The sequence below is a fragment of the Kluyvera sichuanensis genome (assembly GCF_014218705.1).
GTDB lineage: Bacteria > Pseudomonadota > Gammaproteobacteria > Enterobacterales > Enterobacteriaceae > Kluyvera > Kluyvera sichuanensis.
Window position 1 is genome coordinate 422650 of record NZ_JABBJF010000002.1, and the last position, 16673, is coordinate 439322.

The 16673-nt window shown below is 55.6% G+C and carries 16 protein-coding genes and 3 tRNA genes; 9 read left to right on the forward strand and 10 right to left on the reverse strand.

Going from position 1 to position 16673, the window contains the following annotated elements; translation table 11 throughout:
* The first annotated feature begins 106 nt into the window (after positions 1-106).
* Complete coding sequence (locus HII27_RS04285) at positions 107-925, forward strand: pyridoxal phosphatase (RefSeq protein WP_185666723.1); 819 nt, start codon at positions 107-109, stop codon at positions 923-925.
* On the opposite strand, the gene modC is transcribed toward HII27_RS04285, so the two are convergent.
* The 4 genes from modC to HII27_RS04305 form a co-directional block, all read right to left on the reverse strand.
* Positions 926-1984, reverse strand: a complete 1059-nt coding sequence (gene modC, locus HII27_RS04290; RefSeq protein ID WP_185666724.1) for a molybdenum ABC transporter ATP-binding protein ModC — start codon at positions 1982-1984, stop codon at positions 926-928.
* A gap of 2 nt (positions 1985-1986) precedes the next feature.
* Positions 1987-2676, reverse strand: a complete 690-nt coding sequence (modB, locus tag HII27_RS04295) for a molybdate ABC transporter permease subunit (RefSeq protein WP_035892212.1) — start codon at positions 2674-2676, stop codon at positions 1987-1989.
* Positions 2676-3449, reverse strand: coding sequence for a molybdate ABC transporter substrate-binding protein (gene modA / locus HII27_RS04300; RefSeq protein ID WP_185666725.1), 774 nt, complete (start codon positions 3447-3449; stop codon positions 2676-2678). The genes modB and modA overlap by 1 nt, the downstream gene beginning before the upstream one ends.
* 176 nt (positions 3450-3625) lie before the next feature.
* Positions 3626-3775 carry an AcrZ family multidrug efflux pump-associated protein gene (locus HII27_RS04305; protein ID WP_185666726.1) on the reverse strand — a complete coding sequence of 50 codons (150 nt, stop codon included), beginning with the start codon at positions 3773-3775 and terminating at the stop codon, positions 3626-3628.
* Between the two features lie 130 nt (positions 3776-3905).
* Between HII27_RS04305 and modE the strand changes: the two genes are divergently transcribed.
* The 7 genes from modE (at position 3906) to gpmA (ending at position 11791) form a co-directional block, all read left to right on the forward strand.
* Complete coding sequence (modE, locus tag HII27_RS04310; RefSeq protein WP_185666727.1) at positions 3906-4694, forward strand: molybdenum-dependent transcriptional regulator; 789 nt, start codon at positions 3906-3908, stop codon at positions 4692-4694.
* Positions 4695-4761: 67 nt separating this feature from the next.
* Positions 4762-6231 (forward strand): molybdate ABC transporter ATP-binding protein ModF, encoded by a 1470-nt coding sequence (gene modF, locus HII27_RS04315; protein ID WP_185666728.1) that lies wholly within the window; start codon positions 4762-4764, stop codon positions 6229-6231.
* Between the two features lie 262 nt (positions 6232-6493).
* Positions 6494-7510, forward strand: coding sequence for a UDP-glucose 4-epimerase GalE (gene galE, locus HII27_RS04320; RefSeq protein ID WP_185666729.1), 1017 nt, complete (start codon positions 6494-6496; stop codon positions 7508-7510).
* Between the two features lie 10 nt (positions 7511-7520).
* Positions 7521-8567, forward strand: coding sequence for a galactose-1-phosphate uridylyltransferase (gene galT / locus HII27_RS04325; protein WP_185666730.1), 1047 nt, complete (start codon positions 7521-7523; stop codon positions 8565-8567).
* Between the two features lie 2 nt (positions 8568-8569).
* Complete coding sequence (gene galK, locus HII27_RS04330) at positions 8570-9718, forward strand: galactokinase (RefSeq protein WP_185666731.1); 1149 nt, start codon at positions 8570-8572, stop codon at positions 9716-9718.
* Positions 9712-10752, forward strand: coding sequence for a galactose-1-epimerase (gene galM / locus HII27_RS04335; protein ID WP_185666732.1), 1041 nt, complete (start codon positions 9712-9714; stop codon positions 10750-10752). The genes galK and galM overlap by 7 nt, the downstream gene beginning before the upstream one ends.
* A 286-nt stretch (positions 10753-11038) precedes the next feature.
* Entirely contained in the window at positions 11039-11791 is a 753-nt protein-coding gene (gene gpmA / locus HII27_RS04340) for a 2,3-diphosphoglycerate-dependent phosphoglycerate mutase (protein WP_035892201.1), read from the forward strand.
* Between the two features lie 148 nt (positions 11792-11939).
* Here gpmA and aroG read toward each other — a convergent pair whose 3' ends face one another.
* Positions 11940-12992 carry a 3-deoxy-7-phosphoheptulonate synthase AroG gene (gene aroG / locus HII27_RS04345; protein WP_185666733.1) on the reverse strand — a complete coding sequence of 351 codons (1053 nt, stop codon included), beginning with the start codon at positions 12990-12992 and terminating at the stop codon, positions 11940-11942.
* A 333-nt stretch (positions 12993-13325) separates the two neighbouring features.
* Between aroG and zitB the strand changes: the two genes are divergently transcribed.
* Positions 13326-14270, forward strand: a complete 945-nt coding sequence (gene zitB / locus HII27_RS04350; protein WP_185666734.1) for a CDF family zinc transporter ZitB — start codon at positions 13326-13328, stop codon at positions 14268-14270.
* Here the strand turns inward: zitB and pnuC are convergent.
* From pnuC to HII27_RS04375, 5 genes are all read right to left on the reverse strand, one after another.
* Positions 14267-14986 (reverse strand): nicotinamide riboside transporter PnuC, encoded by a 720-nt coding sequence (pnuC, locus tag HII27_RS04355; protein WP_185666735.1) that lies wholly within the window; start codon positions 14984-14986, stop codon positions 14267-14269. The two genes, zitB and pnuC, sit on opposite strands and share 4 nt — an antisense overlap.
* Before the next feature lie 23 nt (positions 14987-15009).
* Positions 15010-16053 carry a quinolinate synthase NadA gene (gene nadA / locus HII27_RS04360; RefSeq protein ID WP_185666736.1) on the reverse strand — a complete coding sequence of 348 codons (1044 nt, stop codon included), beginning with the start codon at positions 16051-16053 and terminating at the stop codon, positions 15010-15012.
* 292 nt (positions 16054-16345) lie between these two features.
* Positions 16346-16421, reverse strand: a tRNA-Lys gene (locus HII27_RS04365).
* A gap of 35 nt (positions 16422-16456) precedes the next feature.
* Positions 16457-16532: transfer RNA gene (locus HII27_RS04370), tRNA-Lys, on the reverse strand.
* Positions 16533-16580: 48 nt separating this feature from the next.
* Positions 16581-16656 (reverse strand) — tRNA-Lys (locus tag HII27_RS04375).
* Between the last annotated feature and the right edge of the window lie 17 nt (positions 16657-16673).

Below are 16673 nucleotides of genomic sequence, written 5' to 3' on the forward strand. Positions count from 1 at the left end.
GAATTGGCGGCGACGAGTCGCGGCCTGGTCCACACAATTTTGCCGTACAGGTATCTCGGTGTACCATCCTGAACAGCGAATTTTCTCTTTAACTCGAGACAACACTATGACTGCACGTGTGATTGCCCTGGATCTGGACGGAACGCTCCTGACGCCAAAGAAAACTCTGCTTCCCTCTTCACTGGAAGCGCTGAATCGTGCCAGAGCGGCTGGCTATCAATTAATGATTGTTACCGGTCGACATCACGTTGCCATTCATCCTTTTTATCAGGCACTGGCGTTAGATACACCTGCAATTTGTTGTAATGGTACTTATCTTTATGATTATCAAAATAAAAAAGTACTGACCGCCGACCCGATGCCGGTCGAAAAAGCCCAACAACTGATTACGCTGCTGGATGAACATCAGGTGCACGGCCTGATGTACGTCGACGATACCATGATGTATCAGTATCCAACCGGCCACGTGATACGCACCAGCAACTGGGCGCAGAGTCTGCCGGAAGCCCAGCGCCCGTCGTTCACCCAGGTCGATTCACTGGCGCAGGCCGCTCACGAAGTCGAGAACGTCTGGAAGTTCGCGCTGACCGACGAAAATGGGCAGAAGTTGCGTGAATTCGCCGAGCATGTCGAAAAAACGCTGCAGCTGGAGTGCGAATGGTCGTGGCACGATCAGGTCGATATCGCCCGCCAGGGTAACAGCAAAGGCAAACGCCTGACGCAGTTTATCACCAGCCAGGGCTGGTCGATGCAGGATGTGGTGGCGTTTGGCGATAACTTTAATGACATCAGTATGCTGGAAGCTGCCGGAACCGGCGTGGCGATGGGCAATGCCGATGACGCAGTAAAAGCCCGCGCCAACGTGGTGATTGGCGACAACACCACCGATGCCATCGCCGACTACATCAATAAACACCTGCTGTAATCAGGCGGTAATTGACACGCTTTTCACCTGAGCATAGAGCCACTGGCCTGGTTTAATCGCCAGGTCATCGCGAGCCCATGGGCTGACGCGCGCCCACAACGTGCGTCCGCTAACGTCCAACTGGACTTCCACCTGCCCGTTATCGTCGTAGCACTGCACCACTTTCGCGTGCAGCACGTTACGGATACTGGTGTGTAACGACGGTTGCAGCACCAGCGATACATCGGTGGCCTGAATACGCACGCGCACCGCGCTCTGCAGCGGTTTATCCAGCTTGTTGACCCAGATATGCTGGTCGCCCAGCGCTAGCGCGGTCATGGCGTAATGCGGATGATGCTCCAGCACCGTGACACGCAGAATGCTGCTCTGCTGCTCCTGCGGCAGCCACGGGTGCATCACGCTGCTGCCCCACACCTCTTCCAGAGGGCCAAAGGCTTTCACCTTACCGCTTTCCAGCACCAGCACGTTATCCGCCAGATGGAGAATTTCATCCAGCGAGTGGCTGACGTAGAGCATCGGGATGTTAATTTCCCGCGCCAGACGCTGCAGATACGGCAGCAGCTCACGTTTACGCGGAATATCAAGCGAGGCCAGCGGTTCATCAAGCAGCAGTAACTCAGGGGCGGTCAGCAACGCACGGCCAATCGCCACGCGCTGTTTTTCGCCGCCGGAGAGGCTACCGGGGAGTCTATCGAGCAGGGGTTCAATGCCCAGCAACGCCACCAGCTTATCGAACTGGTCGGCCATGCTTTTTGCCATGCCGTAGCGCAGGTTACCGCGCACCTTATAGTGCGGGAACAGTCGCGCATCCTGAAACACGTAGCCGACGCGGCGTTTTTCCGGTGCCAGACAGACGCCCTGCTCCGCATCGTTCAGCACACGGCCATTGAGCACAATGCGCCCCTGCTGCGGCTTGGTCAGACCGCTGATGGCGTTAATCAGCGAGGTTTTGCCCGCCCCGGAGACGCCAAATACGGCAGTGATACCGGAAGCCGGCAGCGATTCATCAATTTGCAGACAGTGCGTACCGAGCGTCTGGCTAAAATTCAGCTCCAGCATGGTTACGCCCCCATCCGACGGCGGCTAATGCTCGCCAGCCATTCAGAGATCATCAGGGAAATCAGCGCCAGCACGATGGAAATCAGACACAGACGCGCCGCCGCGCTTTCGCCGCCGGGAGTCTGAATCAGGGTATACATCGCAGAGGGAATGGTGCGGGTTTCGCCTGGAATATTGGAAACGAAGGTAATGGTCGCACCAAACTCGCCGAGCGAGCGGGCAAAGGCCAGCACGGTACCGACGATAATACCGGGCAGCATCAGCGGCAGCGTTATGGTGCAAAACACTCGCCAGCGCCCAGCACCCAGCGTACGAGCCGCTTGCTCCAGCTTGACGTCTACGCCTTCCAGCGCCAGACGAATCGCGCGAACCATCAGCGGGAACGACATCACCGCGGCGGCAATGACCGCGCCACGCCAGCTAAAAGCAAAGGTCAGTCCGAACCAATCATACAGCCAGGAGCCAATAAACCCCCGGCGCCCCAGCGCAATCAGCAGCAGATATCCCACCACCACCGGCGGCAGCACCAGCGGCAGATGGATAAGACCATCCAGCAGCGCTTTGCCGGGGAAGCTGCGGCGGACCAGCAGCCAGGCGAAGAAGATCCCAAACGGCAAGCTAAACACCACGGCCAGGGATGACACTTTAAGGCTCAGCAGAACCGCCTGCCATTCGGGATCGGTCAATATCATTAGTGCGTCGTAAATCCGTAACGTTTAAAGATTTCGGATGCCTGCGGCCCTTTCAGGTAGTCGTAGAACGTCGAGACGGTTGCGTTTTTATGGCCATCGATAATGGCAATTGGGTATTCCACTTTCTTGTGCGAATCTTCCGGGAAGGTGCCAACCACTTTAACACCTTTGCTTGCGACTGCGTCGGAACCGTAGACGATACCCAGCGGGGCTTCGTTACGTTCAACCAGCGCCAGCGCACCGCGCACGTCTTCAGCCGGAGCCAGTTTTGGTGACAGGGTGTCCCATGCGCCCAGCTTCTGCAGCGCTTCTTTCGCGTAAATACCCGCCGGTACGTGGTCCGGGTCGCCCACCGCCAGACGGCCGCCTTTCAGCAGGCTGGTCCAGTTGGTTTTGGCATCAATGGTGATATCGCCCTGTGCGCTGGCTTTTGGCGCCACAACGACCAGGCTATTGCCCAGCAGAGTTTCACGAGACGCGGTGTCGATGGCTTTTTTATCTACCGCATAGTCCATCCATTTCTGGTCTGCGGAGATAAACAGGTCAGCCGGAGCGCCTGCTTCAATCTGGCGGGCCAGAGTAGAAGAGGAAGCAAAAGAAGAAACCACATCAACGTTCTTCTCTTTTTTATACTCTTTCGCAATATCCTGCATTGCGTTGGTCAGCGATGCTGCCGCAAATACGGTGATTTTGCTTTCGTCCGCCAACGCGTGACCTGCAACGGAAAGCGTTAAAGTCGCTCCTGCAAACAAACGTAACCATGAACCTGTCATTTGAAACTCCTGTGTGTGCCGTTGTATATCGAAAAATACAGCGCAGAGTATAGGGGCTTTCTTAGATTAATGCATTACAGATACATGAATTATTGCTGTGTTTACGGGGTGTTATCGGCAGGAGTGTGAAGAACTTCATAGCAAAACGCCCGGTTAAACCGGGCGTTTGGGGGAAATCAGTGATTTTGCTGGTTGCCGTTTTTGTGACCGACACCGGAGAAGATGTTAAATACTTCACCCAGACCGTAAATTAACCCCAGGATGATCGCCATCACTACGGGTACCATGATTACGGCAAAAACCAGACTTTTCAACAGCTCTAACATGGTTTACTCCAGACATTGTGATGCGGTTATTGTAACCGGATATCGCAGAAATACACTCCCTTTTGTGCGGTGTGCTTTCCGCTTGCTAACATTTGGGTCAAAATACCCTTTTTATTGCCAGGATACTCTTATGCAGGCTGAAATCCTTCTTACCCTCAAGCTCCAGCAGCGCCTGTTCGCCGATCCGCGCCGCATTTCACTCCTCAAACAAATAGCACAGACCGGCTCCATCAGCCAGGGAGCGAAAAATGCGGGTATCAGTTATAAGAGCGCATGGGATGCGATTAATGAAATGAACCAACTGAGCGAGCAATCGCTGGTCGACCGCGCCACCGGCGGTAAAGGCGGCGGCGGTGCGGTGCTTACACGCTACGGTCAGCGCCTGATTCAGCTCTACGATCTGCTGGCGCAAATCCAGCAAAAAGCCTTTGATGTGCTGAGCGACGACGACGCGCTGCCGTTAGACAGCTTGCTCGCTGCCATTTCGCGCTTCTCCCTGCAAACCAGCGCCCGTAACCAGTGGTTTGGTACCGTGACCCAGCGCGACCACCAGCAGGTTCAGCAGCACGTGGATATTCTGCTGGCCGACGGCACCACGCGCCTCAAGGTGGCCATCACCGCCCAGAGCGGCGAGCGTTTAGGGCTGGATGAAGGCAAAGAGGTGCTGGTTTTGCTGAAAGCGCCGTGGGTCAGCGTCACTCGCGATCCGCAGGTTGCCGCTGCGGCAGACAACCAGCTGCCGTGCCGAATTAGCCATATCCAGCGCGGCGAAGAGCAGTGTGAAGTGCTGATGGCGCTGCCGGATGGGCAGACCCTGTGTGCCACTCTGCCGCTGGCAGAGGCCGCAGGGCTGGAAGAAGGTGCTGACGTCACAGCATTCTTTAACGCCGATCGCATCATTCTTGCCACGTTGTGCTGATGGCATTGACTTTGCGCTAAGGAAGACGTATCCCTGATGCACATCGCTGCAAAAAACGGGATACATCATGTCATCATTGCAAATTTCGCAAGGCACGTTTCGTCTTAGCGACACAAAAACATTAAAAATTGAGCATCTGACGCTGCGTGCCGGAGAAAGCTGGGCTTTTGTCGGCAGCAACGGCAGCGGCAAATCGGCGCTGGCCCGCGCGCTGGCAGGCGAGCTGCCGCTGCTTTCTGGCAGCCGCGACGCCACCTTCACCCGCATTGCTCGCCTCTCCTTCGAACAGTTGCAAAAGCTGGTCAGCGACGAGTGGCAGCGTAACAACACCGATATGCTGAGCCCGGACGAAGACGATACCGGCCGCACCACCGCGCAAATCATCCAGGATGAAATCAAAGACGAGGCCCTGTGCGCCCGGCTTGCCGCGCAGTTTGGCATCAGCCATCTGCTGGATCGCCGCTTTAAATACCTCTCCACCGGTGAAACTCGCAAAACCCTGCTCTGTCAGGCGCTGATGGCACAGCCGGATCTGTTGATCCTCGATGAGCCCTTCGACGGCCTGGACGTAGCTTCTCGCCGTCAGCTGGCGGAACATCTGGCAGAGTTGCATAAAGCGGGTTATACGCTGGTGCTGGTGCTCAATCGCTTTGATGATATCCCTGAGTTTGTGCCGTTTGCCGGGGTGCTGGCCGACTGTACCCTGACGGAAACCGGCGAGAAAAAAACGCTGCTTGCGCAAACGCTGATTGCGCAACTGGCACACAGCGAAAAGCTCTCCGGCATGACCCTGCCAGAGCCAGATGCACCGTCCGCGCGGTTGTCCATTGCCGACGATCTACCGCGCATCGTGCTGAACGACGGCGTGGTCTCCTATAACGATCGCGCGATCATCAACCATTTAAGCTGGACGGTCGCCCCGGACGAACACTGGCAAATTGTTGGCCCGAACGGCGCGGGGAAATCCACCCTGCTAAGCCTGGTCACTGGCGATCATCCGCAGGGCTACAGCAACGACCTGACGCTGTTTGGCCGCCGCCGTGGCAGCGGTGAAACCATCTGGGATATTAAAAAACATATCGGCTACGTCAGCAGCAGCCTGCATCTGGATTACCGAGTGAGCACCACGCTGCGCAATGTGATCCTCTCTGGTTACTTTGATTCCATCGGCATTTACCAGGCCGCTTCGGATAAGCAGCGCAAGCTGGTCGATGAATGGCTGCAAATCCTCGGCATGGACCCGCGCACCGCCGATGCACCGTTCCACAGCCTCTCCTGGGGGCAGCAGCGTCTGGCGCTGATCGTCCGCGCGCTGGTGAAACACCCGACGCTGCTGATCCTCGATGAACCGCTGCAAGGGCTGGACCCGCTCAACCGCCAGGTGGTTCGCCGCTTTGTGGATGTGCTGATTAGCGAAGGTAAAACGCAACTGCTGTTCGTATCTCACCATGCGGAAGATGCGCCGGAGTGCATCACCCATCGTCTGGAATTTGTCGCCGACGGCGACGGTTATCGCTATGAGGTCGGCCCAATTTAAGATGGTCAAGCGTACTCTCTGAATGTAGCCCGGCCAAGCGAAGTGCCGCCGGGTTTACACAATACGCCCCCGCGACTACACCTCCTTTTTCAGACTATTTTCAGCCCTCACCGTTAACCTCTTTGATTTATAATGAAAAAATCTGAAATTATCATGTTGATTTCGCTAGTGTAAGCGATTCCACTAATTTAGCCCATGTCACACTTTTGGCTTCTCTGTTATGCTAAGGTTATTCCATGCCATAAGCTTAACGGAGCTAAAAATGAAAGTATTGGTTACAGGTGGTAGCGGTTACATTGGAAGCCACACATGTGTGCAACTGCTGCAACAGGGCCACGATGTCGTCATCCTCGATAACCTGTGCAACAGCAAGCACAGCGTTGTACCGGTCATTGCCCGCCTGGGCGGCAAACAGCCGAGCTTTGTCGAAGGCGATATTCGTAACGAAGCGCTGATGGTTGAGATCCTCAAAGATCACGCCATTGAAGCGGTGATTCACTTCGCGGGCCTGAAAGCCGTGGGCGAGTCGGTGCAAAAGCCGCTGGAGTACTATGACAACAACGTCACCGGTACTCTGCGTCTGGTTGCCGCGATGCGCACCGCCAACGTCAAAAACTTCATCTTCAGCTCCTCCGCAACCGTCTATGGCGATCAGCCGAAAATCCCTTACGTCGAAAGCTTCCCTACCGGTACGCCACAAAGCCCGTACGGCAAGAGCAAACTGATGGTTGAACAGATCCTGACTGACCTGCAAAAAGCGCAGCCGGAGTGGAGCATTGCGCTGCTGCGCTACTTTAACCCGGTGGGCGCGCATCAGTCCGGCGATATGGGTGAAGACCCACAGGGCATCCCGAACAACCTGATGCCGTATATCGCGCAGGTCGCCGTGGGCCGCCGCGAATCACTGGCCATTTTCGGCAACGACTACCCTACACCTGACGGCACCGGCGTGCGCGACTACATCCACGTAATGGATCTCGCCGACGGCCACGTTGCCGCGATGGAAAAACTGGCGAACAAAGCCGGCGTGCATATTTATAACCTGGGCGCAGGCGTCGGCAGCAGCGTGCTGGACGTGGTCAACGCGTTCAGCAAAGCCTGCGGCAAACCCATTAACTACCATTTTGCTCCACGTCGCGACGGCGATCTTCCGGCCTACTGGGCCGATGCGACCAAAGCCGACAACGAGCTGAACTGGCGCGTAACCCGTAACCTTGACGAAATGGCGCAGGACACCTGGAACTGGCAGTCCCGTCATCCTCAGGGATATCCAGACTAAGGATTTTGTCATGACGCAATTTAACCCCGTCGACCATCCACACCGCCGTTTTAATCCGTTAACCGGCCAGTGGATCCTTGTATCACCGCATCGTGCAAAGCGCCCATGGCAAGGGGCGCAAGAGACACCAGCAAAACAGACGCTGCCCGCGCACGATCCGGATTGTTTTTTATGCCCGGGTAATACTCGGGTGACGGGCGATAAAAACCCCGACTACACCAGCACATACGTTTTTACCAATGACTTTGCTGCGCTGATGACCGACACGCCGGACGCGCCGGAAAGCGACGATCCGCTGATGCGCTGCCAGAGCGCGCGCGGCACCAGCCGGGTGATTTGCTTCTCACCGGACCACAGCAAAACGCTGCCTGAACTGAGCGTCGATGCGCTGAAATCCGTGGTGAAAACCTGGCAGGAGCAGACCGCTGAACTCGGCCAGCAGTATCCGTGGGTACAGGTGTTCGAAAACAAAGGCGCAGCGATGGGCTGCTCCAACCCGCACCCGCACGGACAGGTCTGGGCTAACAGCTTCCTGCCGAACGAAATCGAGCGTGAAGACCGCCTGATGCGTGAGTACTACGCCGAGCAGAAATCGCCGATGCTGGTTGATTACGTTAACCGTGAGCTGGCAGACGGCAGCCGTACGGTGGTAGAAACCGATCACTGGCTGGCGGTGGTGCCGTACTGGGCGGCGTGGCCGTTCGAAACGCTGCTGCTGCCAAAAGCGCACGTGCTGCGGATTACCGATTTAACTGAGGCACAGCGCGACGATTTAGCGCTGGCGCTGAAAAAACTGACCAGCCGTTACGACAACCTGTTCCAGTGCTCCTTCCCCTACTCGATGGGCTGGCACGGCGCGCCGTTCAACGGCGAAGAGAACGCACACTGGCAGCTACATGCCCATTTCTATCCACCGCTGCTGCGCTCCGCTACCGTGCGCAAATTTATGGTTGGTTATGAAATGCTGGCAGAAACCCAGCGCGACCTGACGGCAGAACAAGCGGCTGAACGCCTGCGTGCGGTCAGCGACATCCACTTTCGCGAGTCCGGAGAATAACAATGAGTCTGAAAGATAAAACCCAAACCCTGTTCGCTGAGAAATTCGGCTACCCTGCTACCCACGTCATTCAGGCTCCGGGCCGCGTTAACCTGATTGGTGAGCACACCGACTACAACGATGGCTTTGTCCTGCCGTGCGCCATCGATTACCAGACGGTGATCAGCTGCTCCCCGCGTGATGACCGCCTGGTGCGCGTGATTGCCGCCGACTACGATAATCAGAGCGACGAGTTTTCTCTCGATGTACCGATCGTTAGCCACGATACCCAGCAGTGGTCCAACTATGTGCGCGGCGTGGTGAAACATCTGCAAAAACGCAATAACGCCTTTGGCGGCGCAGACCTCGTTATCAGCGGCAACGTGCCGCAGGGTGCGGGCCTGAGTTCATCGGCCTCTCTGGAAGTCGCAGTCGGCACCGTCTTCCAGCAGCTGTATCATCTGCCGCTGGACGGCGCGCAAATTGCGCTGAACGGTCAGGAAGCGGAAAACCAGTTTGTCGGCTGTAACTGCGGCATTATGGACCAGCTTATCTCCGCGCTCGGCAAGAAAGACCACGCGCTGCTGATCGACTGCCGTTCGCTTGGCACCAAAGCCGTCTCCATGCCGGAAGGCGTTGCGGTGGTGATCATCAATAGCAACTTTAAACGTACTCTGGTCGGCAGCGAGTACAACACCCGCCGCGAGCAGTGTGAAACCGGTGCGCGCTTCTTCCAGCGCCCGGCGCTGCGTGATGTGACCATTAATGAATTCAACGCCGTCGCTCATGAGCTGGACCCGATTGTCGCGAAGCGTGTACGTCACGTGCTGACCGAGAACGCGCGTACCGTTGAAGCTGCAGCTGCGCTGGAAAAAGGCGATCTGCTGCGCATGGGCCAGCTGATGGCGGAATCCCACGCCTCCATGCGCGACGATTTCGAAATCACCGTGCCGCAAATTGATACGCTGGTCGATATCGTGAAAGCGACCATCGGTGACCAGGGCGGCGTACGCATGACCGGCGGCGGCTTCGGCGGCTGCATCGTGGCGCTGATCCCTGAAGCGCTGGTGCCTGCGGTGAAACAGGCTGTGGCCGAGCAATACGAAGCCAAAACCGGCATTAAAGAGACGTTCTACGTCTGCAAACCGTCACAAGGAGCAGGACAGTGCTAAGAGAAACGCCAGCGCTGGCCGCAGATGGCCAGCCGTATCGACTGATTACGTTACGCAACACCAATGGCGTGGTGGTGACGTTAATGGACTGGGGTGCAACGCTGTTATCCGCGCGCATCCCAATGAAAGACGGCAGCGTACGTGAAGCGCTGCTGGGCTGCGCTTCGCCGGAGCAGTACACCGAGCAGGCGGCGTTCCTCGGCGCATCGATTGGCCGTTACGCCAACCGCATCGCCAACAGCCGCTATACGCTCGATGGGCAGACGGTTGAACTCGCGCCAAGCCAGGGCAAAAACCAGCTGCACGGCGGGCCAGAAGGCTTCGACAAACGCCGCTGGGCGATTGCCTCGCAGAACCCAACGGAGGCCGTTTTCACCCTCACCTCGCCTGATGGCGATCAGGGGTATCCGGGCGAACTTCAGGCGACGGCTATCTATCGCCTGACCGAAGATAACCGCATCTCCATTGAGTATCGAGCAACCGTCGATAAAGCCTGTCCGGTGAACCTGACAAACCACGTCTATTTCAACCTCGACGGCGATCAGACCGATGTGCGCAACCACAAGCTTCAACTGCTGGCAGATGCTTATCTGCCGGTCGATGAGAGCGGGATCCCACACGATGGGCTGAAAGACGTTGCCAACACCAGCTTTGATTTCCGTGAGCCAAAAACCGTGGCGCAGGATTTTCTGAGCGACGATGACCAGAAGAAGGTGAAAGGCTACGACCACGCATTCTTGCTGCAGGCAAAAGGCGATGCGACTCAGCCAGTAGGCCATGTCTGGTCTCAGGATGAAAAGCTGCAGATGACGGTCTATACCTCCGCACCGGCCATTCAGTTCTACTCCGGTAATTACCTGGACGGTACGCTGTCTCGGAGCCCGCAGCCTTACGCCGCCTGGCAAGGCCTGGCACTGGAAAGCGAGTTCCTGCCGGATAGCCCGAACCATCCGGAGTGGCCGCAGCCGGACTGCGTGCTGCGCCCAGGCGAAGAGTACGTTAGCCTGACGGAATATCAGTTTACCGCATTATAATCACGTACCTTACCCGTAGCCCGGACGAGGTGCAATAGCACCGACTCCGGGGTTTCCCCGGCGTCGCTTCGCTCAGCCGGGCGACTCCCTTTCTCTGTCCCGCCGAAGTTTTAGCCATATCGCTGAAAATTGCGCCACGCAAAGACAAAATCATAACGCCTGGTTCACATGCACCTTACACTGGGACACTATTTTCGCTATGGTTATGCATAAGCGTTGCCGTCGAGCCTATCGCGGCAATATAATGAGAATTGTTATCATTCAATAAAGCTTGAGGAGTGAGAGTATGGCTGTAACTAAGCTGGTACTGGTTCGTCACGGTGAAAGTCAGTGGAACAACGAAAACCGCTTCACCGGTTGGTACGACGTTGATCTGTCTGAGAAAGGCGTTAGCGAAGCAAAAGCGGCAGGTAAACTGCTGAAGGCTGAAGGCTTCAGCTTTGATTTTGCTTATACCTCCGTGCTGAAACGTGCCATCCACACTCTGTGGAACGTGCTGGATGAACTGGATCAAGCCTGGCTGCCGGTTGAGAAATCCTGGAAGCTGAACGAGCGTCACTACGGTGCGCTGCAGGGTCTGAACAAAGCAGAAACCGCTGAAAAATACGGTGACGAGCAGGTTAAACAGTGGCGTCGCGGCTTCGCGGTAACCCCACCAGAGCTGACCAAAGATGACGAGCGCTACCCGGGCCACGACCCGCGCTACGCGAAGCTGACCGATAAAGAGTTGCCAACCACCGAAAGCCTGGCGCTGACCATCGAACGCGTTGTCCCGTACTGGAATGAAACCATTCTGCCACGCCTGAAAAGCGGTGAGCGCGTGATCATCGCGGCTCACGGTAACTCCCTGCGTGCGCTGGTGAAATACCTGGACAACATGGGCGAAGATGAGATCCTCGAACTGAACATCCCAACTGGTGTACCGCTGGTGTATGAGTTCGACGAGAACTTCAAGCCAATCAAACACTACTATCTGGGTAACGCTGACGAAATCGCTGCAAAAGCGGCAGCGGTAGCAAACCAGGGTAAAGCGAAATAATTTTCGCTGAACGGTAGTAAAAGAAAAAAGCGTGGAATATTCCACGCTTTTTTTATTTCTGCTGTGTTCCCGGCGGCGCTTCGCTTGGCCGGGCTACGTTTAGAAAGTAGCCCGGGCGAGGTGCACAGCACCGACCCCGGGGAACAAATTAACCACGGCGTGCCTTAACCGCGTTCGCTAACTGGCGCAGCACAGTATCGGTGTCTTCCCAGTTAATGCAGGCGTCGGTGATGCTTTTGCCATATACCAGCGGCTCGCCGCTATCCGGGTTCTGATTACCTTCCACCAGGTGGCTTTCAATCATCACGCCCATAATGGCTTTCTCCCCGTTGGCAATCTGATTGCAAACGTCAGTGCCGACTTCCATCTGCTTTTTAAACTGCTTGCTGGAGTTAGCGTGGCTGAAATCAATCATGATTTGCGCCGGCAGGCCCGCTTTCGCCAGACCTTCTTTCACCGCCGCCACGTGTGAGGCGCTGTAGTTCGGCTCTTTACCGCCGCGCAGGATGATATGGCAATCGCCGTTACCGCTGGTGTTCACAATTGCAGAGTGGCCCCATTTGGTCACGGACAGGAAACAGTGCGGCGCACCGGCAGCATTGATGGCATCAATCGCCACTTTAATCGTGCCGTCGGTACCGTTTTTGAAACCAACCGGGCAAGAGAGGCCAGACGCCAGTTCACGGTGGACCTGGGATTCGGTGGTACGCGCACCAATCGCGCCCCAGCTCATGAGATCTGCCAGGTACTGCGGGGTGATCATATCCAGGAACTCGCCCGCCGCTGGCAGGCCAGTGTCGTTAATATCCAGCAGCAGCTTACGTGCAATACGTAGGCCGTCGTTAATCTGGAAGCTGTTATCCATATGCGGATCGTTAATCAGCCCTTTCCAGCCAACGGTGGTGCGCGGCTTTTCAAAATAGACGCGCATAACGATTTCCAGCTCGCCCTGCAACTCTTCACGAATTTTCAGCAGGCGCTGCGCATACTCTTTGGCAGCAGCCGGATCGTGGATCGAGCAAGGACCAATCACTACCAGCAGACGATCGTCATCTCCCTTCAGGATCTGATGGATCGCTTTACGGGCATGAGACACCGTATTGGCGGCATTTTCAGTGGCTGGGAATTTTTCAAGGAGTGCTACAGGAGGTAATAACTCGTTGATCTCTTTAATGCGTAAATCGTCGTTCTGATAATTCATGACTGTTCCAGTGTTGCCATACTTATATGATTGAGTGCAATCCCTTCAATCTATATCGTCAGTCAAAAAGTGTAAACTGGCTTTTACACTTTAGCCGAATAATAACTAAAAAAACCCTACAATTTAGAATTTAATAGCAAAAAACCCGCGTTATAACCGCAATAAACAACTTAATAATCTGCAAATTAGATTAAAAATAATATATTTCAATATCACTTGCCGCATTACGCGCTATTTTTGCCCGTGGGCTTTCGTTGCGTATTTCTGTGCGGAAAATACAAAGATCTGCAATGATGTCAGATAGTCACACTCAAATAGGGAAGGATGAGCGTCATGGCGCATAGGCATGATTCACACTCGCACACTACGCAGAATGATGGCAACGCCCGTCGTTTATTGCTGGCTTTTGGGGTAACCGCGGGTTTTATGGTCGTCGAGGCGATTGGCGGGGTTGTCTCCGGATCGCTAGCGCTGCTCGCCGATGCCGGGCATATGCTCACCGACTCGGCCGCGCTATTGTTCGCACTGCTAGCCGTGCGCTTTGCCAGTCGACCACCAAGCGGGCGTCATACCTTCGGCTGGCTGCGTCTGACCACCCTCGCCGCCTTCGTCAACGCCATCGCCCTGCTGTTTATCATCATCCTGATTGTCTGGGAGGCTGTGCAGCGCTTCTATCATCCGCAGCCGGTGGCAGGCGTCACCATGATGGTCATTGCGGTCGCCGGCCTGCTGGCGAATATTCTGGCCTTCTGGATTTTGCATCGCGGCAGCGAAGAGAAAAACCTCAACGTACGCGCAGCGGCGCTGCATGTGATGGGCGATTTACTGGGTTCAGTGGGTGCGATTGTAGCGGCAGTGGTGATCATGACCACCGGCTGGACGCCCATCGACCCGATTCTCTCGGTGCTGGTCTCCTGCCTGGTGCTGCGTAGCGCCTGGTCGCTGCTGAAAGAGAGTATGAACGAACTGCTGGAAGGCGCGCCGCAGTCAATCGACGTAGCGGCGTTAAAGCGCAATATGCGCCGTTCACTGCCCGAAGTACGCGATGTGCACCATGTGCACGTCTGGCTGGTCGGTGAGAAACCGCTGATGACGCTACACGTTCAGGTGGTGCCGCCGCACGATCACGATGCGTTGCTGGATCGCATTCATCACTTTCTCGAAGAGCATTATCAAATTGATCACGCGACGGTGCAGATGGAATACCAGCCCTGTAGCGGCCCGGAATGCCACCTTAACGAGGCGCATTCCGAACACGGGCATCATCACCACCATTAATGGGACAGCGCGCGAGAACCCCGTTCACGTGCGCTACTCATCCACATCCGGCTGCCATTGAGCGCGATGAAGGTCAGGATCAGATATTCCAGCGCCATGGCGTAAACCCCTTGCAGGGCAAAAATCGCCACGCTGATAACGTTAATGATCACCCACAGCAGCCAGTTCTCGACGTATTTGCGGGTCATCAGCACCATCGCGGCAATCGACAAGACCATCATACTGGAGTCCCAGAACGGGAACGCATCCGGCTGCAGCGTCGGCATCACCACGTTCATGCCCATTCCTTGCATCACGTTAACCGCCACCCGCGTGAGCACGGCGAAAACGGGGTCGATGTAGAGCGTCATCAGCGCAATCGCCACTACGCACGCGGCTAGCCAGCTCATGGCCTTCGGCAATGGCAGCCAGCGGATTTGTAGCTCAGCTTCATTCTGGCTGGTCTGCCGCGACCATGCGTACCAGCCGTAAAGGTTGGCTGCAAAGAAAAATAGCTGCAACAGCAGGCTAGCGTAGAGCTGAATCTGGAAAAAGATGATCGCAAACAGTGTGACGTTAATCAGGCCAAACAGGTAGTTCACGATCTTTTCAAGGCTGGCCAGCCAGATACAGAGCAACCCAGCAACCGTTCCTACCGCTTCTATCCACGAGAGGTCGTAGCCTCCCGCGCCCAGCGGTATATGAACCAAAATGTTTTGCGTACTAAAGAAATCCATTTTAACTCCAGCGCGTTAGAGGTTTACCCTCGTAGTGTAGCCGCAAAATCCAGCATCCGGTTCAACGGAACCAGCGCGCCCTGACGCAGTTGTTCATCGACGTGGATCTCATGGGCATGCCCGCCGTTCTCCAGACCTTCAGCAATGGCCTTCAGGCCGTTCATCGCCATCCACGGGCAGTGTGCACAGGTGCGGCAGGTTGCCCCTTCACCGGCGGTTGGCGCTTCGAACAGCTCTTTATCCGGCACGGCCTGCTGCATTTTGTAGAAGATACCGCGATCGGTTGCCACAATAAGCTGCTGGTGCGGCAGCGTTTTGGCGGCATTAATCAACTGACTGGTTGAACCGACGGCATCGGCCATATCAACAATCGCCTGCGGGGACTCCGGGTGTACCAGCACTGCCGCCTGCGGATACAGCGATTTCATCCGGTTCAATGCCTGGGTTTTAAACTCGTCGTGGACGATACATGCCCCCTGCCAGCACAGCACGTCTGCACCGGTCTGCTTTTGCACGTAGCGGCCAAGGTGGCGGTCCGGCGCCCAGATGATTTTCTCCCCCAGACTATCGAGATGTTCGATAAGCTCAACGGCAATGCTTGAGGTCACTACCCAGTCGGCGCGTGCTTTTACCGCCGCCGAAGTATTGGCATAGACCACGACGGTGCGGTCAGGGTGGGCATCACAGAACGCATTGAACTCATCAATAGGACAACCAAGATCGAGCGAGCACTCGGCGTTCAGCGTCGGCATCAGAACCGTTTTTTCCGGGCTGAGGATTTTCGCGGTTTCGCCCATAAAACGAACGCCTGCCACCAGAAGCGTTGAGGAAGAATGTTTTGCCCCGAAGCGCGCCATCTCCAATGAATCAGAAATACAGCCGCCGGTCTCTTCCGCCAACTGTTGGATTTCGGGATCGGTGTAGTAGTGTGCCACCATGACGGCATCACGTTCCTTTAGCAACCGCTTGATTTTCTCGCGATAAAATTGCGTCTCATCGAAACTTAACGGAACAGGCTTCGGCGGGAACGGGTAAATTGCGGCTTCAGGGTCAAACATCACGCTCATCAGGCTTCTCGTTTTACTGGCTTAACGAAATAAACGGTTATTCGGCGAAGATTCGCCGTTACCACGGCAATATGTTTTATATGCTAAACAAGATAGCCGATTCCATGAGAAAAGTCGTGGTGAATTTTGCCCCCTTCCCGGAGTCGGCGCGTTGCACCTCGTCCGGGCTATAGACAAACGCAACCGTAGCCCGGCCGAGCGTCAGCGACGCCAGGAAGGCTCTAAAATTTAAATGAAGGCAGGTATCAAATCGCAGATAGCAAAAAGGCGCCTTTAGGGCGCCTTTTTACATTGGTGGGTCGTGCAGGATTCGAACCTGCGACCAATTGATTAAAAGTCAACTGCTCTACCAACTGAGCTAACGACCCCTTGGGTAAGGGTTACTGCTTAAATCATTTCAGGATGGTGGGGCGTGCAGGATTCGAACCTGCGACCAATTGATTAAAAGTCAACTGCTCTACCAACTGAGCTAACGCCCCATTAGGGTGCCGCCTGAAAGATTTTTTTACTCGAGACCACCATTAAGATGGTGGGGCGTGCAGGATTCGAACCTGCGACCAATTGATTAAAAGTCAACTGCTCTACCAACTGAGCTAACGCCCCGAGTGGTGGGTGATGAC

Bases quoted from the DNA above. Each gene is read 5' to 3' on its own strand.
- nadA (WP_185666736.1), bottom strand. From the start codon at position 16,053: ATGAGCGTGATGTTTGACCCTGAAGCCGCAATTTACCCGTTCCCGCCG.
- pnuC (WP_185666735.1), bottom strand. From the start codon at position 14,986: ATGGATTTCTTTAGTACGCAAAACATTTTGGTTCATATACCGCTGGGC.
- gpmA (WP_035892201.1), top strand. From the start codon at position 11,039: ATGGCTGTAACTAAGCTGGTACTGGTTCGTCACGGTGAAAGTCAGTGG.
- modB (WP_035892212.1), bottom strand. From the start codon at position 2,676: ATGATATTGACCGATCCCGAATGGCAGGCGGTTCTGCTGAGCCTTAAA.
- HII27_RS04285 (WP_185666723.1), top strand. From the start codon at position 107: ATGACTGCACGTGTGATTGCCCTGGATCTGGACGGAACGCTCCTGACG.
- modC (WP_185666724.1), bottom strand. From the start codon at position 1,984: ATGCTGGAGCTGAATTTTAGCCAGACGCTCGGTACGCACTGTCTGCAA.
- zitB (WP_185666734.1), top strand. From the start codon at position 13,326: ATGGCGCATAGGCATGATTCACACTCGCACACTACGCAGAATGATGGC.
- galT (WP_185666730.1), top strand. From the start codon at position 7,521: ATGACGCAATTTAACCCCGTCGACCATCCACACCGCCGTTTTAATCCG.
- aroG (WP_185666733.1), bottom strand. From the start codon at position 12,992: ATGAATTATCAGAACGACGATTTACGCATTAAAGAGATCAACGAGTTA.
- HII27_RS04305 (WP_185666726.1), bottom strand. From the start codon at position 3,775: ATGTTAGAGCTGTTGAAAAGTCTGGTTTTTGCCGTAATCATGGTACCC.
- galE (WP_185666729.1), top strand. From the start codon at position 6,494: ATGAAAGTATTGGTTACAGGTGGTAGCGGTTACATTGGAAGCCACACA.
- modF (WP_185666728.1), top strand. From the start codon at position 4,762: ATGTCATCATTGCAAATTTCGCAAGGCACGTTTCGTCTTAGCGACACA.
- modE (WP_185666727.1), top strand. From the start codon at position 3,906: ATGCAGGCTGAAATCCTTCTTACCCTCAAGCTCCAGCAGCGCCTGTTC.
- galK (WP_185666731.1), top strand. From the start codon at position 8,570: ATGAGTCTGAAAGATAAAACCCAAACCCTGTTCGCTGAGAAATTCGGC.
- modA (WP_185666725.1), bottom strand. From the start codon at position 3,449: ATGACAGGTTCATGGTTACGTTTGTTTGCAGGAGCGACTTTAACGCTT.